We start from the raw sequence: 19,612 nt of genomic DNA on the forward strand, positions 1-19,612 counted from the left end.
CAAATATGGGCAGGCTGCGCGTAGCTGCGACTTTATCACAGTGTTGAATCACCCCGAGGTTTGATTGATAGGGGGGATGTATAAGTTGTATTGTTAAATAGAAATTTTCTGAAAGCTTTGGGTAATGCTTTGAAGATTCAGAAGTGGCATTTATTGGGAGCAAAAAATTAGTTGGACACACTTTTGTTCCCATCTTATGGTTGAATAAACTGCATTAAAAAACCCAAATACCACGCCAACAAAGACGCCCAAGTATAACCCCAAACTGCCATCAATAAAGCAGCGGAAGCCAGCCTTGGGTGAAAAGCGCTGGCGATAACTGGTGCAGAAGCCGCACCACCAATATTACACTGACTCGCGATCGCGAAGTACATGATAGGTAATCGAAAACATACAGTAAAAATAAATAAGATAATAATGTGTATAGAGAACCAAATAAGAGCGATACAAACGTAATAGGGCGCGGCGCTCAATGCGCTAATATCAAAGTTCAACCCCATCAACATTATCATGATATAGATAAAAAAAAGAGCTGCCTGCTGAGTTTCCTTGACTAACACATGTCTTGCATTTGTTAATGAAAATAATAATCCTAAAAAAGTTGCAATTAATACTGACCAAAAAAATTCAGAAGTAAGATTGTATTTAAATAAGTGTTGGAAACTATTAGCGATTCTTGTTGCAAGGAAGGATGATAATTTTTCACTGAAGAAAATTACAATGAAAAAAGTCAAGCTCAATATCAGAATCCAATAATAGCTTGTTTGTTTTCCTATCACTTTACGTTTGATGTCAGTGCAAAATATCGGTCTATAGCTTTTATCAGCTTTCAAGAAATCATCGATTTTATCTTGGCGTTCTGCAATGAAAAGTAATATAACCATCCATATACCGGAAAAAAGAATATTAATAGCCATCATTACCGCAAATACGGCATCACCGACACTGTGGATTTCTTTTACAGCCAATTGATTGGCGGTTCCGCCAAGCCAGTTTGCCATCAGTGTTGACATGCCTTTCCAGGCAGCATTATCTCCCTGCCAGACGAGTTCGTTCGGAAAAAATATAGAGCCTAACCATAGGCTTAATGGACCGCCAATACAGATGCTCACAGCACCTAGCACGTACATACCGAGAAGTTTTTTTCCCACTAAACTGAGAGCAAAGAAATCGGTACCTAAAATCAGCAAAAATAAACAACCGGGCATTAAGTGTGTTTTTGCTATTTCGCTAAGTTGACTATGACTTGCATCAATAATATTTAGCGAGCTAAAGATGGCAGGTAAGGTGTAGCACATTAGCATCAGTGGAAAAATACGATAAAATTGCTTAAAAAGTGTAATAGAGGATGTGTGTGTATAAAATAAACCACATAGTAAAAAGACTAAAAAAAATCCTATTCCAAGATCTGATGATATCAATTAAATTCACCTAGTAAGAATAGCTGGTATACATTATTTTACAGTAGCTTACTAAAGGCTAGGAAACTCATGCTTAATGCAGATAATTCTTCTCCTTCACGCTGAATTGACCAATAAGTTCGTTTATAATCCCATCCATCCACAGGTAATAAAATAAGGTCTTTTCTTGCTAATTCAGCGTCAATCGCTAATAGGGGTAATACACTCAAACCTATACCTGTTCCAATTGCCCTTTTAATAGAGCCAATGGTTGACATACAGATTTCATCACGAACGTGGATATTTAAGCTTTTTAATAACTGAATTGCACGAATTCGAGAGAACGATGATTCATGGTCGAATATCCACAATTGTTCACTAAGCCAAGATTTTGTATTTAAACCATTTGCAGCAGGATGAGTTACGCCACTCACAATGCAAAGATTATCTTGTAACCAATGCTCACAAATGAGATTTTTACTCGCGGGTTTAGCATCAATAAAGCCTAAGTCTAGTTCTTTTTCTGAAACCATTTTTTCAATAACTAAACTATTATCAATGACTAGTTTTATTTTTACATCGGGATATTGGTTCTTAAATAATGGAATTTTTTTAGATAATACATAGTTGCCAGCAGTCTTACTGCTCCCAATGGTTAACGTCCCCTTAATGCTATGTTCAGGGAATGAAAATATATTTTCTAACTCTTTTCCCTTGGACAGCATTTCATTAGCATAAGGTAATATTATTTCTCCATGCGCATTTACAACCAAACCTCCCGCCACTCGCTCAAATAATCTGCAGCCTAAAGAACTTTCTAATTCTTTAAGTGCCATACTTACAGCAGGCGTTGACATATGAAGTACTTTTGCCGCTTTTGAGATCTGCCTCTCAGAATGTATGGCTTTAAAGATCATCAATTGTCTTAATGTTATCCGCATCAAATGCTCCGCGAGGGGGAAATCAGTTATACTAGCAGTATAATAGTTTAAAACGATAAATAATTAACATGATAAATATCTGATTTTTATAAAGCGGCTATTTAGCCGCTTTATCCATAGAGGTTAAAATAGATATCTTGTAGATACAAAAATGAGAGTGTCATCAAACTCAGTATGTCCTTTGACGTCAGTATAGTCACCATCAAAATAGGAAATACCTACCCCAAAAGTCAAATCCTTTTGAGCCTTAAAATCAACGCCTACTGAATATTGACTTGCATCACTCTCTCTTAGTGTTTTTAGATCTGCTCCGGCATTTTTTGTCACTTTACCCAGCCCAGCATCATCTTTTAAATATTGAAATTTTATATCATATTTATTAATAGGAACAACCATACTTAACAGGTAGGAGTTACCTTTAATATTATCATAAATACTTGACTCAGAGCGCTGGTACATAGCCCCCAATTTTACGGATGAAATAGCAACACCACCCACCAGTCTTGTTGCCTCTAACTGGTTCAATCCATCAGCATAGGCTATTGAAATATAGTGACTATTCTTTTTAAATGCAGCATCGCCTAGGGAAAAACTAATTGCATAATTGTTTTGTTTATCAGAAAGTTCTGGATTTTTTTGATTAAAATCCTTTTCAAAAACATAACTAATACCCATAGTAACACCTGCGACCTTAGCGCTATTTAATGTTACCGAATCGCCTAATCTATCGTTACCTGCAATGATCATATTCATATCGCTTGAGGTAATATTAAATAAATCCACTTTACCTTCAGCACTTTTAAAAACGGTATCATTTCTTCCGAAAACAGCTGAACCATAGTTAGTTTTAAAACCTAAGTATGAGTTTCTCGGTTTGAAAATATTAGAATCATCGTTATCAAAGCTTTCTATCCCTGCTTCAAATTTATATAACAAGCTAAAATTATCATATACACTATACTCACCTTTAACGCCTAAATATGATGCATAATTTTCAAGGGAAAATCCATCAACTTTTTCGTTACCAGAAAGACCATTACTTGAGTTGGCCACACCAAGCCACAGTCTTCCATAAAAATCTAGTGGCTCAGATAAAGCTGGAGTTGAACAAATTAAAATTAAACTAAAACCAATATATTTAGTGTTTTTCATCGACATCACCTTTTTAGAATGTAAAAGCAATGCCATATTAGAGATTTAAGCAAACACATCTCCGCTTTAGATCACATCTAATCAACAAAAATATCGAGTTAAGCATAACTTAAAGTGTGTTAAGTTATATTTAACAATTTCAATTTATTGCTCAATGTCACTATTTAAAAAAATTAAGAAACTATCATCACGCCAAATCTTACCAAAATAAAAACTGGAGAATTGCATGAAGATAAAATACTTGAGTATTATTGTCTGTTCGATTTTAACGGCGTCATCATGGGCTGCTGATAATAAAAATGATTTAGCATCATTCCATAAAGATGTTAATGGTTGTAAAACCTGCCATACAGCACCCAATAAAGTGAGCGATAGCGAGACATTTGAAAATAAACAATGTAAATCCTGCCATGGTGATTATGGAAAACTAGCAAATCCCAAACTAGAAATTGACCCACATTCTTCACACTTAGGTGATATTAATTGTACGTCTTGTCATAAAGGACATGAACAACCAAAGTTATATTGTAATGAATGTCATTCATTTAAAGGGCTCGACATGCCTTTTAATAAAGCAAAATCCAAAGAACCGTGGGACAAAGGTTGGGATAATGAAGCAATAAATAAAGCGATAGCTGCAGGTCCTAAAGAAACAACGGATGTGATTGTTGTTGGAGCCGGTAGTGCTGGGTTTAATGCTGCGATTGCAGCTAAAAAGGCGGGGGCTAACGTTATATTGCTTGATAAAGCACCATTTAGTGGTGGTAACTCTATGCTCGCCGCAGGCGGGTATAATGCTGTGGGTACAGTTCAGCAAAAAGATCATAAAGTCGATGATAAAATCGAATGGTATGTCGAAGATACAATGAAAGGCGGTCGATATGCTAACGACCCTAAATTGGTACAAATATTAGCTGAGCAATCGGCTGATGGCATTAAATGGTTAGAATCTTTGGGCGCCAATATGGATGATTTAAAACGCTCTGGCGGCGCTAGAGTCGATAGAACACATCGTCCATCTGGTGGTTTAAGTGTTGGTCCACATATTATTGATGTACTAAGAAAAGCATCGGATAAAGAAGGGGTTGATACAAGACTCAACTCAAAAGTAGTTAAACTGGTTGTTGATGATGAACAAAAAATTGTGGGTGTTGTCATCCACGGTAAACACTCTGGTCACTATATGGTTGCAGCTAAGTCGGTTGTTTTAGCCACAGGTGGTTATGGGTTTAACAAAGAAATGATTGCTTTTTATCGCCCTACATTTAAAGGCATGACAAGTTCAAATAATATCACTTCAACTGGGGATGGTATTGAACTTGCTAAAGCAGTCGGTGCAAGTATGACTGATATTGATTGGATCCAGACACATCCAACAGTAGGAAAAGATAGCCGTATATTAATTTCAGAAACGGTTCGAGGTGTCGGGGCCATAATGGTTAATAAAGAAGGCAATCGCTTTATCAATGAATTAACGACTCGAGATAAAGCCTCTGATGCCATTCTAAAACAACCTGAACAATATGCTTGGCTAGTATTTGATAATGAATTATATAAAAAAGCTAAAATGGTTCAGGGGTATGATCATTTAGAAATGCTTGAAAAGGCCAATACTGTTGCAGAGCTTGCAAAAATAACAGGAATGACTCCAAGTGTTTTAGACAAAACTATCACAAACTACAACCATTATTTCAAACAGGGTAAAGATGAGGCATTTAACCGTGAGCAGATGCCACTATCAATAGAAAAATCTCCTTATTATGCCGTAAAAGTTGCTCCTGGCATCCATCATACTATGGGGGGAGTTGCCATTGACACTAAAGCTGAAGTACTCGATATACAAAGCCAACCGCTCAAAGGTTTATTTGCGGCGGGAGAGGTGACTGGTGGTGTTCATGGGTATAATCGACTGGGTGGTAACGCTGTCGCTGATACTGTGATTTTCGGTAAAATCGCAGGGACAAATGCTGCCAAACATGCTCTAAATACAAAGTAACGCTAAATCAGTGAGAGACTCGTTATTGTCTCTCACAACATCTCAAGTTTTATTCATCGTAAATATTAGCAATAAAATTATTGCTTGAGTTAAAGTACTCCCCTGCTATTTTTTGAGAGGCTAATGTAGCCTCTCTTTTTTATTTGTCGGCAGAATTAGATTCGATGGATTTTGCTCACTTTTCGATGGCTTCATCTTCTTTATATCGCGCGGTATATAGGTTAAAAGTACTCACTTTTCCATAAAGCTAATCGTTCCCTGTGGGCGAGTTCGGCATTACATTACTATTTGATTGGAGTGTTCACAGACTTGATTAAGTGCCTTATAAGCTGAAACTATTGTGATTACTGAACCTATATTTCCAGCTTTTTAAATGATGACAGATATATTGACTAGCGCTAGTGCTCTGTTGGCTCGTGTCACGAAACTCCTACAGAGCATTAGCGAGGCGTCAGCTCATTTCCTGAGGCTATTTGGCTGTATTATGCCGCGTAAGCCAGGCACTCAAGCGCTCTTGTGTGCCGATGACAAAGACAAAAAACGCCGGTACGAAGAATATTGCCAGCAAGGTGCCACTGAGCATGCCACCGAATACGCCAGTACCGATTGCATGCTGAGTTTCGGCGCTGGCACCGCTCGCAAGCATTAAGGGCACCACTCCGAGAGTAAATGCCAATGACGTCATCAGAATTGGCCGTAGACGCAAGCGTGCAGCAGTCACTGCAGCATCTATCAGCGTATGGCCCTCGGCATGCAATTGGCGGGCGAACTCGACGATGAGGATAGCGTTTTTGCCGATAGGCCGAGGTGGTGGCTAGGGTGCAGGCGGTATTGCGACGCGATCGCACTAACACGCCTATAAATACCCAAATGTTGCGCGTCGGCCCGTTCCAAATCGACTTAGACAGTCACGAGGCTAGCGTAATCTGTAACGGTCAGCAGCAGGCACTGGATCTGACTTTGACCGAGTTCAAAATGCGCGCCAGCATGCAGAACCTGGCACTTTGACTGTACGATTTTACCGCTCGGGGGCAAGCTATTATCTTTGCGTCGAAGATGAAGGCCCTGGTATCCCTGATGAGGCAGCAAGCTACGTATTCGAAGCATTTCGCCGAGTTGATCCGTCTCGCTCTCGAAAAAGTGGTGGCAGTGGACTCGGTCTCGCAGTGGTTAAGACAATTGCTGAAGCTCACGGCGGCCACGTGGTTTGCCAGCCATCGGGTCGTGGAGGAACAATATTCGTTCTTTCTTGGCCTGTTAAGGCTCCCCTTAACTACATCCTGATACTGGAATTATCTATATGAACGGTGATGTGCTTAGTGATTCCTGCACGTATGGTCACCACGCCAGAGCACATTGCTGAATCGGGAAAATGCAGGGATTGTAGATATTCTCTAGATCCCATTGGTTGTTATTCGATATTGATTACAACTAATGGGATGTTATTTTGTTTGAATACGCTCAATTTGTTGTACTTGTAGCCTTGATATCGCATTTGCGTGTAACTGTACATAAATTTTCGAGGTAATTAAAACGTGCAAAATCACATAATTTATGTTTAAATTTAGCAGGTTATGATTAAGCGGTTCACTGTTATAGAGTGTCAGGGGTCTGAGGTTCGAATCCTCTCAGACCGATCAAATTAGATGCTTTTTGTTAGTTTGTTTTAATCATTAAAATAACCAGCAGTTAAGTAAAACAAAACCCAGTGTTAGCATTGCTATACGGGTTTTGTTTTTTATACCTTTTCGCTGCCGATATGACTAACGCTGCTTGCGACTAAGGTTCAAGTTCGAGTGATTAGGCAGGCTTTGGCACAGCAAAAGGCAAAAGGCAAAAGGCAAAAATTTTCAAGGCGAAATCGTCAATTTCACAAATTATATGCATCCGCCATTTAGCATTTAAGACATTATTGAGTAGGACATTTACCTATGCGCGCGTTTGTTTTACGAGCAAGATCAGCACCTACTGACAGTCAGTTGTTTTTGGCTTCTGTCGGCCAAGAGGCGCATACCGAGATTTTAGCTCATACCCTGATGAACACTATCTTTGTGGCTCAGTCCCATCGAAACGATGTTGTCGTTTATTTGGTGCTAGAAAGTACCCATGATTTTTCCCGCACTATTTGCTTCGATACTCGAAATATTTGCCATATTGGTGGTTTTCACGAGCAAGCTTTGCTCACTAAAATTGCCAAAGCCTTAGATATTTCTCGGGGCATGACGAAGGAGCAAACCCGTGTTGTTGACGAGGGCATCAGTGTTAGCACTATCAGTTTTGAAAAGCTGGTACAGGACCTCGCGGTGGATTATCAATTGTTTATGATGGATAAGAAGGGTACATCAATCCGTGAGCAAGAATTTGTGGGTAATCCGTGCTTTTTACTGACCGATCATATTCCTATGCCGAAGAAAAGTTTTAATACCTTGAAACGACTTGGTGCGCAAAAGATCAGTTTAGGGCCAAAGATGCTGTTTGCTTCTCAGTGCGTGGTATTGATCCATAATGAATTGGATATCAATCAATAGCCTCTGAGTCTTATGTATCCGTTGCTAACGCTGACTATTCCTGTGTGGCAACGTGTGTGTCGAGCCCCATTTTTTAATGGGGTTTTATATTTTCCCCTTTAAAAATGTAATCGCTTTTTGGGCTCTGCGTGACAAGGGCCATTCCGCGCGGTGGATAAGCCAAATGGTATCTACAACTTGGCTACCACATTCCACAACATAGATATCTTCTTGTCGTTCAAAGGCTTTGCGGGCGTATTGCGGGATAATCGTAAATCCTAGCCCTTTTGCGACAGGTTCGAGAATGAGGCTGATTTGGTTGGTAAATCCCTTGCAGGGGATCTCTTGAATACCGGGGTGAGTTGGATATTTACGGCTAAGCAGCCGAGTCGCCATAGCCTCACCATCGGGATGGGAGATAAACCCTAGCCGTTGTAAATCAGTCCATTCATGTTGTTTATGGCTCGCCGGTACCACAAGTTCAAGCGGCTCTTCGGTAAAATGTGTGCTGTGAATACGAGGATCGGAAGGTTTTAAGGTTACCATGCCGATTTCATGTTCATTGGCCAACACTGAGGCCACTATCTCACTATCAGGTGCAAAACGGTGGCGAATGCTTAACGCCGGAAAGGCTTGTTGTAATTCGATTAATAGTGGAAAGAGCGTTAAACCAATGCTACCTGGAGTGATAAGGCTAATATCACCGACATTGGCATCATCATGGATCAGTTTCTGCTGTAAGCGCTTTTGCGCGCATTCAACTTCTTTGACGTAGGTCAGCAGGTTTTCCCCTATGGGAGTGATTTCAAGCTGGCGGGTGCGGCGTAAAAACAGTATGCCGTAGGTTTCTTCTAAGCGACTGATATGCTGGCTCACAGCCGCTTGGGTGATACCTATAGCTTCGGCGGTGCGGGTGAAATTCCCTTTCTCGACTAGCACGCTAAAGGTGTGTAACCACTGTGGATTTATCATAAGTAAAATTTATCAAATATATAATCTGTATGTGCTTTTAATTATGGCACGATAAGACTAGTCTGTCGTCATTCAGTATTCAAATACCTTTTTGATTCTATTTGACACAGGAAACACCATGGCCGATCTATTTTCATCCTTCAAACTTAAAGACATCACACTCAAAAACCGTATTGCCGTTGCACCCATGTGCCAATACCAAGCCACTGATGGACTCATCAATGACTGGCATCAGGTGCATTACACTGGCCTTGCCCGTGGCGGAGCGGGTCTTGTTGTGGTTGAAGCCACTGCGGTTTCTCCTGAAGGCCGTATCACCCCCAAATGCCTTGGGTTATGGAATGACGAACAAGCACAAGGCTTAGCAAAAGTGGCTAGTGCGATTAAAAATGCGGGTGCTGTTGCAGGCATTCAGATTGGTCATGCAGGCCGTAAAGCGAGTGCCAATATCCCGTGGGAAGGGGATGACCATATTGCCGATGATGACACGCGAGGTTGGCAACCGATTGCACCATCAGCTGTCGCATTTGGCGCAAACTTACCTAAAGTGCCTACCGCTATGACGATTGAGGACATTGAGCGGGTTAAAGCCGACTTTGTGGCGGCAGCAAAGCGTGCTTTAGCCGCAGGATTTGAATGGTTAGAACTGCATTTCGCCCACGGTTATTTAGCCCAAAGTTTCTTTTCAACCTATGCCAATCAACGCACCGACCAATATGGTGGCAGTGCCGAAGGGCGGGGGCGCTTTTTGTTAGAAACCATTGCCGCGGTAAGAGACGTTTGGCCATCGCATTTACCCTTAACGGCGCGATTTGGCGTGATTGAATTCGACCATAAAGATGAAGAAACACTGACGGAATCGATAACCTTGGTGAAGCAATTTAAGCAAGCTGGGCTCGATATGTTAAACGTCAGCATTTGCTTCTCGACCCCAACGGCAAATATTCCATGGAGTCCTGCATTTTTGGCGCCTATTGCAGCGCGGGTTCGTCAAGAAGTGGGGTTCCCCGTTGCGACTTCTTGGGGTATGGATGATCCACATCAAGCCAATGCGGCCATTGAAGATGAGCAAATGGATTTAGTGATGATAGGTAAAGCGTTTTTAGCGAATCCACATTGGCCGTATCAAGCAGCGCAAACCTTGAAAATTGCGCGCCCATCTTGGGTATTACCCGCTTCCTACGCCCATTGGTTAGCACGCTACTCTACGGTTAAAGCCGATTGATTGTAGAGTGACTTGAGTTGATTTAAGCCTAAGCCTTAAAAAGCCGTTATCTAGCGATAGCGGCTTTTGGCTTTAGTGGCAGGTAAGGTCCATCATAAGAGGCTAGCTACAAGAGGCTAGCTACAAGAGGCTAGCTACAAGAGACTAGCTACAAGAGACTAGCTACAAGAGACTAGCTACAAGAGACTAGCTACAAGAGACTAGCTTCAAGATACTCTCCACGCGGTCCCTTCAACCCACGCAGTTAAATCCAAGCTTCGTGCATTTCGTATTCATCCAGTCACTAGGGAATAAAAAAAGCCCCAATCCTGCGGGAATGGGGCTTTTTTAACTAAGATGATGAAGCTCAGTGGTTATAGAAACGTCGACCTTCACGCATCACTTCAATCAATTCAGGCGCGCTCATTTTTTTATTGAGCCTATGTTCATAGTTTTCATCGTAAATACGATATTTACCGTGGCGGTCAATCACTGTCACTTCTGCTTCTTGATAGATAGCAAAAATACGGCTATCACCTATATAGATCCACGTTTCTTTGTCAGGTTGTAATAGGCTGCGGCCAGCGCTGTAATCTGTTGTGTTATTGGTGCAACCTAGCACGTGGGTCATTAAAGTCGGCGCAATGCCGTAATGGCTGGTGCGGTATTTGACCTTAGAAGCGCCCGTATTCGGCCAGTGGATCACTAATGGCACTTTGACACTCTGTGGTGACAGGTTGCGATTAGCTTCATCACTGTTGCTGGTGAACATTTTGCCATTGACCCCAGTGATAATCACTAAGGTGTCGTTGGACACATTGGCCAGCATCGCCTTGAGTTGTTGATCGACAAAATACAGAGATTGGCGATATTGATTAAACAGTACTTTTTGCGCTGGCATAAGGTCGGTATTGGCTTTCACTGTTTCGATACCCAGAAAACCCACGGGAGTATCAAAATTTTCTGGCGCTTTTAAGTTAACGAGCGCCAACCAAGGCTTATGTTGGATGCTGTGCCACTCGTTAAAACTGGCCACTGTGTGCAAATCGGCATCGGCACTGCCATTGGTTTCTTTGGCTACGACAGGATTAAAGTCATTAAACATCGCTTGTGATGAACGCAAATTGAGATTGGTTTCAGGGAGGAAAAGCCCCAATTCATAGCCTGCTTGTTGAAAGCTTCTGGTCAGTAAAGGACTGGTGCTATTAAAAATTCGCGCATCGCCATAACTGCCTTGCAGGCCATAGAGTAGTGAAAACATGCCCGTTCTAAATTGGTTGCCGCCGCTGAAATGCTGGGTAAAAGATTGATTATTTTCAGTGTATTGTTGTAGGAATGGCATGCTTTTACCATCGACCATATCCGCCCGCAAACTGTCGATGGTAATCATCAACACGTTGATTTTCGTGTCGGCTTGGCAGGTGAGTGGCTGCTCTGGATAGCTGAGTACACTGGTGTTGTGATTGACGTCATCGCCTTGGTATGAACCATCGATACCGTGACTTTCCATAAAGGAGCGAGCAGTCGCGGGATAAGATAAAGGATAAGTATCGTCGAAACGGGTAATTTCGGTGATATCGGCGGCATCGGCCCAAATGTGGATCAAGTGGCTGCTGATAAAACAGATACACACTAAGGTGATAACTTTATTGCCTAAATTGAGTTTTTGGATTTTCTCTATGCGTTTCCACAAAAAATTGGCCATGGTCAGTTCAATGGCGATGATGGCCAGCGGTGTGACGATATAAGAAGTACCACGGAGCAGGGCATTGAGATCAGCCCAAGCTAAATCGAAGGCGAAGGGGCTCAAGTGCATGCCGTAATCGGCGTAAACAATGGTATCGTACAATAAGATACAAAGACTTAGGGTCGCGATCACCGCCGCGACACCTCTTAATATCTTTGAATAGGGCAATATCAAGGTTAGTGGAAATAGGCAGATCAAATAGGCGATAAAGGCGAGAAAGCTAAACTGACCAATAGTGCTGACGCTCAGATAAAACCAGCCATACCAAGTTTCTGGATAACCCACGCTGCCAAGGTATCGGCTTCCGACTATCATGGCTAATAAGCCATTGAAGAAGGCGAACCAATGCCCCCAGTTGATGAGCCGGGAAACCCGATCGCGGCTCATTTGCTTTTTTCGCTCGACCATAGTGATCCGCTTATTCCTAAAAGGCCTTGTATCTTATATTCTTTTGATGATTATTACCCAGTTAACTTACTGGGATTTAACCGATTGTGCGAGTGCTTTTGCAAATTGTTCGGCCACGGCTTGGCGCGATTCGCTGGGCACTTTACGTTCTAGCAGGTTAGTCACGCAGTTACCCAATGCCATCAGGCTCAGGTCAGTCGGTGCTTTATGCTTTTCTAACACAGCCAATATTTCGGCGATTAATGATTCAACTTGGGTGTTTGAGTATTTCGATTGGATTGCCATAATCAAAAAATGTTTCACTTTGGAATGGATTAGCGGCATATAATAGCGGATTTATCCCAGTATCACTATCAGGGCTTATGAGTATTAACATCGAACACGCAATTATTCACGAGATTTCTCAGGACAGTCAGGGGCAATTACGCTGCCGTTTACGTCCTCAACCTCTGCTGAACGGTCAGGCGGTCGAGGTGATGCTCGACGAGTTGCATCAGACATATACGGGAAAGGCCGGTAAAGGTTTTGGCTATTTTGGTATCCATGGTGACGACGGTGAGGCGAACCCCGCCTTTGCCAATGCGCTAACTCAATACCGTGGCGGTGATTTAGGGTTTGTGGAGTTTTCCGGTCAAGCCAGTAAATTACTGCAAGAAGAATTGTCAAAGTACGACTTCAGTCAAGGCGGTTTCCTGTTGATGTCTTGCTATACCAGCATCACCAGCGATTATTTGTTTGTGGCTTTATTAAGTGCGAAGTCGTCAATGACAGTATTAGACGATATGGAACTGTCGCAAAATAACCATTTGGATTTAAATAACATCCAACTCGCGGCGCGTATCGATTTAACTGAGTGGCAAGCCGATAAGGATTCTCGCAAGTACATCTCCTTTATCCGTGGCCGTGCGGGACGTAAAGTCGCCGACTTTTTCCTCGACTTTATGGGCTGCGTAGAAGGCGTCAACACGAAGGCGCAAAACAAAACCTTAATGAATGCGGTTGAAGATTTTGTTGCCAGTAGTGAGTTGACGAAAGACGAGCGTCAGCAGTGCCGTAATAAAGTGTTTGAATACTGTAGTGAGCGTTTCGATGAAGGCGCTGACATTGAGATCAAAGACTTGGCCGATGAGTTAGCCGATCAAGGTATGGACTCCTTCTATGATTTTGCCCGTGGCGGCAGTTATGATCTCGATGAAGAGTTTCCGGCCGATAAATCGACCCTGCGCCAATTGAAGAAGTTTTCTGGTACAGGTGGCGGCGTAACGTTAAGTTTTGATGGCGGCCACTTAGGTCAACGGGTGATTTACGATCCCATCTCGGACACGATTTTAATCAAAGGTGTGCCAGCAAACTTAAAAGATCAGCTTGATCGTCGCCTTAAAGGCGAATAGCACTTAATTAATCCATCGTTTTTTAAGCGAAAGAATAACCAAAGGCCGAGAGTGTTTACTCTCGGCCTTTTTGCTGTGCTAAGTCGCGCTGACTTAGTTTCTATGCTTAAGTGAGTACAGCTAAGTGAGTACTTCTTAGTCAGTGACTCGTTGCCTATGTTAATTATTGGAGCTAAATGGCACTGGACGTGGCGTATCTTTATTCGATGGTGGCAAAATAGGTAGCGTGATTTGCGGCTGATCGCCCGTTAAGGACTCAAGGAAGGCGACCATTTCTTTCACTTCTTGGTCAGAGAGTTTTTGCCCTAATTGAATGTCTGCCATGGTATTCACCGCTTCTTCCAGGGTCCAGACACTGCCATCATGGAAGTAGGGATAGGTGAGTTCAATATTGCGTAGTGTCGGCACTTTAAACACATATTTATCAGCTTCTTTACCAGTGACGCCCTTACGACCTTCTGCTGGGTTATTGGTGTGGAACGGTTTGATGAGTCCCATTTTCATATACATGGTTCCACCGACTGCGGGGCCGTTATGGCAACTCACGCAACCTTTATCCTTGAAGAGTTGGTAACCCGCTTTGGCATTCGCGCTGATGGCCTCTTGCTTGCCCAGAAGATATTGATCAAAGGGGCTATTAGGGGTGACTAAGGTTTTTTCAAAGGTGGCAATCGCATCGGTTAAACGGTCAATTGTGACTTTTTCATCGCCATAGACCTTGGCGAAGTGCGCTCGGTAGGCGGGCATAGAGGCGATAGTTTCAGTTGCGAGTTCATGGGTAAAGCCCATCTCTTTCGGGTTGGCGATAGGGCCCGCGGCTTGTTCTTTCAAATCACTGGCACGACCGTCCCAAAATTGAGCCAGCATAAAGTCGGCATTAAGCACTGTGGGCGAGTTAATTGGGCCTTCCTGCCAATGATGACCAATGGACGTTGGCAGAGCATCGACACCACCAGTGGATAAATTATGGCAAGAGTTACAAGAGATAAAGCCAGATTTAGACAGTCTGGGTTCGAAGAACAGCATTTTACCTAATTCAACTTTTTCAGGCTCAGTGATCTTGGCTGCTGTAATGACTTCGATGGGTTCTGCACTGATAGCATGGGTACTGGCTAACATACCTGCGATGAAGATTGCGATAGATGTAAGTTTGGTCATCTTATTTCTCCCTATATAACCTTGGTTTTTGTATGGTTTAACAGGGATGCTAGCGGTTAATAATGCTGAGTGATAATGCTTTGTTTCGATTGGGTCTATCGTTGTTGCGGATTAAGCTTTTGCGATCTAATTCGCTGTTTTTACGTTGTTATTTTGCTAGGTTGAGTGGTATTTCTGTTAAGGCTTTATCTGTTAATCGACAAGGTCGATGCATTGTTGCTTTCTGCCTATCGGTACCTGATGGTTGCAATGAGTTGCATTGCTGGATTTTCGACTACCTGATACACACATCTGATACAAAATATTAGGCCGAGTGGATTCATTTGTCGCGACAACAGACGGAATTGATTAGAATCTCTGTTCATGTTGAGTTAACTCGTGTTGAGTGCCTCAAGTTAGCATGCTCGGCCATCGCCAAGCGGTGCTATAAAATTACATAGGCGGACTGTTTTTCTGCCGAGGAGCGTTAATGCAATTGTTTGTCAAAGATTTAACTGTGATCGATTTTTCCTATTTGTGCCCAAAGCGCGGCATGGTGGGGGAGAGTTGGATTGTTGATGTTCTGCTAGAGGGCGGATTAGACGAGCAAAACATGGTACTCGATTTTGCTAAAGTCAAACGTACGATTAAGCAGACCATAGATGCGGTGGCCGATCATCGTTTATTAGTGCCTACGGCCTGCAGCAGTGTGCGATGGCAACAGCAGGGCGATAGAGTATGGATGGATTTTGATAGTCAGTTAGGTGAAATTCATTTGGCCTGTCCTTCCCAAGCCTTTGCCTTAGTGCCGACCGAAGAGATTGATATTCCCAGCGTGAATGCCTTTTTACAGAAAGCGTTGCGCGAAGCTTTACCTAAGAATGTCGAAGGGATCACGCTCACCTTAAGACACGAAATCCTCGATACGCCTTATTACCATTACAGCCATGGTTTACGTAAACACGATGGTAATTGTCAGCGTATCGCCCATGGGCATCGTAGTCCTATTCACGTTTATGAAAATGGCAGTCCAGCACCTAAGTGGGATGAGTATTGGGCCAAACGTTGGCACGATATTTATTTAGGCAGTGAAGAGGACTTGGTTTCAGTTAAGACCCTTAATCTTTCGCCGCAAACGCGGATAACCGATGACAGCCACTATGGTTTTCATTACCAAGCCCCCCAAGGGGATTTCCAATTGGCAATGCCAAAGGAATGCTGTGATTTAATTCCCCACGACACGACGGTTGAGTTGTTAGCCGATTATATTGCCACGACATTAGTCGCTAAAGTGCCAGGAAGTCAGTTTAAAGTGGTGGCGTTTGAAGGTGTTGGCAAGGGCGCGATCGTCGTTAAGGGATAGGCACTACGAGCTGATATAAGTGAATGGACTTAAACTATTCACCTTTTAATCACGGATTTAATAGGCCTCGATAGATTATCGGGGCTTTTTTGTTTGTTTTTATCATAGGCTGAACTGAGATTACGACAGGGATGTGGGTTTGCAGAATCGATTTTTATGGTGCGTTAGGTTAACGTGGCATTGATTGAATTCGGCTGCGTTTTGTGTCGCGATGAATGTATTTAGTGGGTCTTGATCCCTATTGCCCATCGATAAGGATTTTTTGAAGATGTTGGAAACTAGAATATTGGAAACTAAGATGCTGGAAAATAATAAGATGTTGGGAAATAAAGTATCACAATTTTTATCTCACGGTGGAGCCCCCCTAAGTTCAAATCCAGTGCGCTGCTTATCGGCATTATTCACTTTGGGCCTAGTGCTCATTGCGCCTCAGGTACAAGCTGAGGTGAGTTTACAGGGTAAGTTAGAGCAAGGCGCATTAATGCGGGGTCAAGCGCCAGCGGGCACTCAGATTAGCTTAAATGGTGAAGCCATCAAGGTCACGCCTGATGGTCATTTTGCCTTTGGTTTTGATCGCGACGGTGAACTGAGCCAGCAGCTAACCTTGGTTTATCCCGATGGTTTGACTGAGGTTAAGCCTTTAACCTTAACCAAGCGAGAGTACGATATTCAAAGTGTAAAGGGCATTAGCTCGAAGATTATGAAGCCTGATCCCGTCGCGCAGGAAAGAGCGGCGAAAGACACGGCGCAGGTGAAAGCGGCACGGGCAACATTTAGTGAGCAAACTGCATTTTTACAGGCGTTTATTTGGCCGCTGACGGGGCGTATTTCAGGGGTTTATGGTAGCCAACGTATTTATAACGATGTACCCGGTAATCCACACTTTGGGGTGGATGTGGCGGCGAAAACCGGCACTGTAGTGGTCGCCCCTGCCGATGGTGTTATTAGTCTTTCTGTGCCTGACATGTTTTATTCGGGCGGGACTATGGTGATCGACCATGGTTATGGCGTGAGTTCGAGTTTTTTGCACTTGAGTAAGCTGTACGTCAACGCGGGTGAAGCGGTTAAGCAAGGCCAAGCTGTTGCAGAGGTGGGCGCAACAGGCCGTGCAAATGGCCCACACTTAGATTGGCGAGTGAACTGGTATCAAATGCGCCTCGACCCTACAACCATAGTGCCGCCAATGGCAACAGTGCTAGCGAATGAGAAAGCCAACAAAGCGGCCAAAAAGGGCTAGGTTTGATATCCAGTTCTGGCTCACTTAAATGGCGCAATAATGCGCCATTTAATGGTGATCCTTATCGTGAACACTTAGCGAGTTGGCTTCTTTCTAGGCTAGCTTCAAATGTCTGCTTGCCAATAATCATTTTTAACCGAGTCGCCTAAAAAGATTACTTCAACAGTGGATGATCAGCAGGCAGTTGGCGGGTGATCCATAAAATCAGTTTATGTTTCATGTTTGGCCCATCTTCTTTATCTTTGGCCAGTGGCTGAATCAAGTTGTCAGTGACCAATAAACGGTAAATACATTCCACTTTGTCTTTGGGTGAGATGCCTTTGTCGAAGTCTGCATATCCGCGTTTTTTGGCATAGCCCACGCCGATTTCCATGGCGAACTTCAATATTTGTGCTTCGTTCTTGTGTGGCTTCATTGGCGATCCTCTGTTTGCACATAGCATCCATCTACTGGACACGATAATTTGTGCCTGATGGCATCTGCGAGTTATATGTCCTAAGTTACGCTAAATATGCTGTTTTTTAGATTTAATTTTGGCGATTTTTGACAAAACTACCAAAAAACTGACCTAAAAATAACGAGAATATTGAATCTGATTAAATTGTGATCAACTCAGGTGTTAACTCAGTTACTGTCGTAGGTTTTAGCTAAGGCAAGTGCCGATGAAAATCTAAGCTCAGTTTTATCTGCCTGAGTTTAAGTCTGACTTAACATTCAGATACTTGTTCGCTCGCGATGACCGCTTTTATGCCATGGGGATGCACTTTAATGCACACATTGCCGCGTTTAAAGGCGATAGTTGGATTGGCTAAACGTTCTTTATCGCCTTTGGGCGAGCTCATTTTGACTTTAATCTCAGCAAGGGATGGCAAGTCTGGTAATCTTGACTGCTCTGATTCAGCTGTCTGCTCAGATTGCGGCAATGGACTCAGTCCTAGGTTGAGTAAAGGGCGGAGTGTTGGACATAAGACCAGTAAATCTTGGCTCAAGGTATCGCAATCTTTGGCTTTAGAATCAATAACTAACTCTATGTGCTCCCAGCCTTCCTGTGGATAAACTTTATCACTAGGATAGGGAAGCTCGACGCAGGCAATGCTAAATTGACCGAGTGTGAGTGGCGTGTCTAGCTCGATGATCAGAATCGTACGGCCATTGATGATGTTGTCTGAAATGATTTTACCTATGCGGCTAAAGGCGTCTTTCAGTGCATTGGCACTGGCGATAGAGTTAACACGTAATGCCACGTGATCGCAAAACAGTGCTTTATCTGTTAAATCTAAGGTCTTAAGGAAGGCGACAATTTGTGCTTCAAAGGCTGGCCAGTATTGGATTAATTGCTCATAGCTGAGGTTTGCACTGTGCGGCGCAACAGGCTCGTTGAATTTAGGCATAAATACTCCAAGGCATTTCTATTGGCGTTAGTTTTATCCCTTAAGTAAATGACTGAGACTATTACAACTAACATCATGCTTTTAATGGTTAAATAAAAACGCCCATTAAGCTGGGCGTGTTTGATATCGTTCAATTATCTATTTGGCATTTTGCCATCTGGATATTGGCTAAGGTTAAGGCCAAATCTCAATTGGTGTTCCTTCATCGACCACTTTCCACACTTCATCCATTTCGGCGTTGGTAATCGCGATACAGCCGTCAGTCCAGTTGTATTGCTGGGCTTGTTCTGGTGGCAGTGACGACTTAGGGTTTTGGCCGTGGATCATGATCATGCCTCCGGGTCTAATGCCTAAGGCTTTGGCTCTGAGTTTATCCTCTTCATTAGGATAGGAAATATGGATCGATTTATAATAAGCACTATCTGGCTTTTTATAATCTAGGGTATAACGCCCCTGTGGTGTGCGTTGATCGCCTTCCTTTAATTTGTGTCCAGCGGGTAGGTCACCCATGGCGATACGATATTGTTTGAGCACTTTGCCATCGCGCAATAAAGCCATACTGGATTCGGATTTAGTGATCACCACCAGATCCACTTTACCCATGCCAGAGGCATGTAATTCGGGTGAAACGAGAGCCGCGATAGTCACAGTGAGAGATGTCAATGTGGAAAGTAGGGTGGCGCGCATGAAGTCCTCGAAAATAAACACAGGTTGTTGGCTTTTTTCGGCATCATACCGCAATTTTATCCTACTGTGAGTAGATAAT

At 43.0% G+C, this 19,612-nt stretch carries 18 protein-coding genes and 1 pseudogene; 8 read left to right on the forward strand and 11 right to left on the reverse strand.

The annotated features are described in order from the left end of the window. Positions 1 to 194 precede the first annotated feature (194 nt). From KFE26_RS08745 to KFE26_RS08755, 3 genes are all read right to left on the reverse strand, one after another. Complete coding sequence (locus KFE26_RS08745; RefSeq protein WP_212600174.1) at positions 195 to 1,421, reverse strand: DUF819 domain-containing protein; 1,227 nt, start codon at positions 1,419 to 1,421, stop codon at positions 195 to 197. A 38-nt stretch (positions 1,422 to 1,459) separates the two neighbouring features. Beyond that, on the reverse strand, positions 1,460 to 2,341 hold the full coding sequence (locus KFE26_RS08750; RefSeq protein ID WP_212600175.1) for a LysR family transcriptional regulator: 882 nt from the start codon (positions 2,339 to 2,341) through the stop codon (positions 1,460 to 1,462). Between the two features lie 123 nt (positions 2,342 to 2,464). Continuing rightward, the gene (locus KFE26_RS08755) at positions 2,465 to 3,493 is read right to left on the reverse strand and encodes a porin (RefSeq protein ID WP_028759679.1); all 1,029 of its coding nucleotides are present in this window, start codon (positions 3,491 to 3,493) and stop codon (positions 2,465 to 2,467) included. Positions 3,494 to 3,719: 226 nt separating this feature from the next. Here KFE26_RS08755 and KFE26_RS08760 point away from each other — a divergent pair, with 226 nt between their 5' ends. After that, on the forward strand, positions 3,720 to 5,489 hold the full coding sequence (locus KFE26_RS08760; RefSeq protein WP_173496814.1) for a flavocytochrome c: 1,770 nt from the start codon (positions 3,720 to 3,722) through the stop codon (positions 5,487 to 5,489). A 469-nt stretch (positions 5,490 to 5,958) separates the two neighbouring features. On the opposite strand, the pseudogene KFE26_RS08765 reads toward KFE26_RS08760, so the two are convergent. Continuing rightward, positions 5,959 to 6,282 (reverse strand): annotated as a pseudogene (locus KFE26_RS08765) (efflux RND transporter permease subunit); the annotation flags it as partial. 17 nt (positions 6,283 to 6,299) lie between these two features. Between KFE26_RS08765 and KFE26_RS08770 the strand changes: the two are divergent. The 3 genes from KFE26_RS08770 (at position 6,300) to trmY (ending at position 8,017) form a co-directional block, all read left to right on the forward strand. Next, a complete protein-coding gene (locus KFE26_RS08770; protein ID WP_249195628.1) occupies positions 6,300 to 6,497 on the forward strand; it encodes a hypothetical protein in 198 nt (65 codons plus the stop codon). After that, complete coding sequence (locus KFE26_RS08775) at positions 6,494 to 6,793, forward strand: ATP-binding protein (RefSeq protein ID WP_249195629.1); 300 nt, start codon at positions 6,494 to 6,496, stop codon at positions 6,791 to 6,793. The genes KFE26_RS08770 and KFE26_RS08775 overlap by 4 nt, the downstream gene beginning before the upstream one ends. Before the next feature lie 627 nt (positions 6,794 to 7,420). Then, entirely contained in the window at positions 7,421 to 8,017 is a 597-nt protein-coding gene (gene trmY / locus KFE26_RS08780) for a tRNA (pseudouridine(54)-N(1))-methyltransferase TrmY (protein ID WP_028759682.1), read from the forward strand. A gap of 84 nt (positions 8,018 to 8,101) precedes the next feature. Here the strand turns inward: trmY and KFE26_RS08785 are convergent, their stop codons facing one another. Further along, positions 8,102 to 8,968 (reverse strand): LysR family transcriptional regulator, encoded by an 867-nt coding sequence (locus KFE26_RS08785; protein WP_212600176.1) that lies wholly within the window; start codon positions 8,966 to 8,968, stop codon positions 8,102 to 8,104. A 118-nt stretch (positions 8,969 to 9,086) separates the two neighbouring features. On the opposite strand from KFE26_RS08785, the gene KFE26_RS08790 reads away from it, so the two are divergent. Continuing rightward, entirely contained in the window at positions 9,087 to 10,193 is a 1,107-nt protein-coding gene (locus tag KFE26_RS08790; RefSeq protein ID WP_212600177.1) for an NADH:flavin oxidoreductase/NADH oxidase, read from the forward strand. 346 nt (positions 10,194 to 10,539) lie between these two features. Here the strand turns inward: KFE26_RS08790 and KFE26_RS08795 are convergent, their stop codons facing one another. Then, positions 10,540 to 12,327: a DUF3413 domain-containing protein gene (locus KFE26_RS08795; protein ID WP_212600178.1), complete on the reverse strand. Its 1,788-nt coding sequence runs from the start codon at positions 12,325 to 12,327 to the stop codon at positions 10,540 to 10,542. Between the two features lie 66 nt (positions 12,328 to 12,393). Beyond that, positions 12,394 to 12,612, reverse strand: coding sequence for a YejL family protein (locus tag KFE26_RS08800; protein ID WP_011847036.1), 219 nt, complete (start codon positions 12,610 to 12,612; stop codon positions 12,394 to 12,396). 77 nt (positions 12,613 to 12,689) lie between these two features. On the opposite strand from KFE26_RS08800, the gene yejK reads away from it, so the two are divergent. Beyond that, positions 12,690 to 13,718 carry a nucleoid-associated protein YejK gene (gene yejK, locus KFE26_RS08805; RefSeq protein ID WP_006081997.1) on the forward strand — a complete coding sequence of 343 codons (1,029 nt, stop codon included), beginning with the start codon at positions 12,690 to 12,692 and terminating at the stop codon, positions 13,716 to 13,718. Between the two features lie 159 nt (positions 13,719 to 13,877). Here the strand turns inward: yejK and KFE26_RS08810 are convergent, their stop codons facing one another. After that, positions 13,878 to 14,876 (reverse strand): cytochrome-c peroxidase, encoded by a 999-nt coding sequence (locus KFE26_RS08810; protein ID WP_105252705.1) that lies wholly within the window; start codon positions 14,874 to 14,876, stop codon positions 13,878 to 13,880. Between the two features lie 469 nt (positions 14,877 to 15,345). Here KFE26_RS08810 and KFE26_RS08815 point away from each other — a divergent pair, with 469 nt between their 5' ends. Together KFE26_RS08815 and KFE26_RS08820 are read left to right on the forward strand one after the other, a co-directional pair. After that, positions 15,346 to 16,218, forward strand: a complete 873-nt coding sequence (locus KFE26_RS08815; protein ID WP_028759687.1) for a 6-carboxytetrahydropterin synthase — start codon at positions 15,346 to 15,348, stop codon at positions 16,216 to 16,218. A gap of 298 nt (positions 16,219 to 16,516) precedes the next feature. Continuing rightward, entirely contained in the window at positions 16,517 to 17,455 is a 939-nt protein-coding gene (locus KFE26_RS08820) for a M23 family metallopeptidase (RefSeq protein ID WP_409437983.1), read from the forward strand. 154 nt (positions 17,456 to 17,609) lie between these two features. Here KFE26_RS08820 and KFE26_RS08825 read toward each other — a convergent pair whose 3' ends face one another. The 3 genes from KFE26_RS08825 to KFE26_RS08835 all read right to left on the reverse strand — a co-directional run bounded on the left by KFE26_RS08825 (position 17,610) and on the right by KFE26_RS08835 (position 19,533). Further along, complete coding sequence (locus KFE26_RS08825; protein WP_006081993.1) at positions 17,610 to 17,870, reverse strand: DUF5062 family protein; 261 nt, start codon at positions 17,868 to 17,870, stop codon at positions 17,610 to 17,612. A 292-nt stretch (positions 17,871 to 18,162) separates the two neighbouring features. Next, positions 18,163 to 18,846 (reverse strand): VOC family protein, encoded by a 684-nt coding sequence (locus KFE26_RS08830; RefSeq protein WP_212600179.1) that lies wholly within the window; start codon positions 18,844 to 18,846, stop codon positions 18,163 to 18,165. A gap of 174 nt (positions 18,847 to 19,020) precedes the next feature. After that, the gene (locus KFE26_RS08835; RefSeq protein ID WP_028759690.1) at positions 19,021 to 19,533 is read right to left on the reverse strand and encodes a murein L,D-transpeptidase family protein; all 513 of its coding nucleotides are present in this window, start codon (positions 19,531 to 19,533) and stop codon (positions 19,021 to 19,023) included. Between the last annotated feature and the right edge of the window lie 79 nt (positions 19,534 to 19,612).

The sequence above is a fragment of the Shewanella sp. M16 genome (assembly GCF_018224605.1).
Taxonomy (GTDB): domain Bacteria; phylum Pseudomonadota; class Gammaproteobacteria; order Enterobacterales; family Shewanellaceae; genus Shewanella; species Shewanella oncorhynchi.

Excerpts from the sequence above, each read along its gene's own strand:
- trmY (WP_028759682.1), top strand. The coding sequence starts at position 7,421 with ATGCGCGCGTTTGTTTTACGAGCAAGATCAGCACCTACTGACAGTCAG.
- KFE26_RS08825 (WP_006081993.1), bottom strand. The coding sequence starts at position 17,870 with ATGAAGCCACACAAGAACGAAGCACAAATATTGAAGTTCGCCATGGAA.
- KFE26_RS08795 (WP_212600178.1), bottom strand. The coding sequence starts at position 12,327 with ATGGTCGAGCGAAAAAAGCAAATGAGCCGCGATCGGGTTTCCCGGCTC.
- KFE26_RS08835 (WP_028759690.1), bottom strand. The coding sequence starts at position 19,533 with ATGCGCGCCACCCTACTTTCCACATTGACATCTCTCACTGTGACTATC.
- KFE26_RS08790 (WP_212600177.1), top strand. The coding sequence starts at position 9,087 with ATGGCCGATCTATTTTCATCCTTCAAACTTAAAGACATCACACTCAAA.
- yejK (WP_006081997.1), top strand. The coding sequence starts at position 12,690 with ATGAGTATTAACATCGAACACGCAATTATTCACGAGATTTCTCAGGAC.
- KFE26_RS08750 (WP_212600175.1), bottom strand. The coding sequence starts at position 2,341 with ATGCGGATAACATTAAGACAATTGATGATCTTTAAAGCCATACATTCT.
- KFE26_RS08800 (WP_011847036.1), bottom strand. The coding sequence starts at position 12,612 with ATGGCAATCCAATCGAAATACTCAAACACCCAAGTTGAATCATTAATC.
- KFE26_RS08820 (WP_409437983.1), top strand. The coding sequence starts at position 16,517 with ATGCTGGAAAATAATAAGATGTTGGGAAATAAAGTATCACAATTTTTA.
- KFE26_RS08830 (WP_212600179.1), bottom strand. The coding sequence starts at position 18,846 with ATGCCTAAATTCAACGAGCCTGTTGCGCCGCACAGTGCAAACCTCAGC.
- KFE26_RS08760 (WP_173496814.1), top strand. The coding sequence starts at position 3,720 with ATGAAGATAAAATACTTGAGTATTATTGTCTGTTCGATTTTAACGGCG.
- KFE26_RS08755 (WP_028759679.1), bottom strand. The coding sequence starts at position 3,493 with ATGAAAAACACTAAATATATTGGTTTTAGTTTAATTTTAATTTGTTCA.
- KFE26_RS08810 (WP_105252705.1), bottom strand. The coding sequence starts at position 14,876 with ATGACCAAACTTACATCTATCGCAATCTTCATCGCAGGTATGTTAGCC.
- KFE26_RS08785 (WP_212600176.1), bottom strand. The coding sequence starts at position 8,968 with ATGATAAATCCACAGTGGTTACACACCTTTAGCGTGCTAGTCGAGAAA.
- KFE26_RS08815 (WP_028759687.1), top strand. The coding sequence starts at position 15,346 with ATGCAATTGTTTGTCAAAGATTTAACTGTGATCGATTTTTCCTATTTG.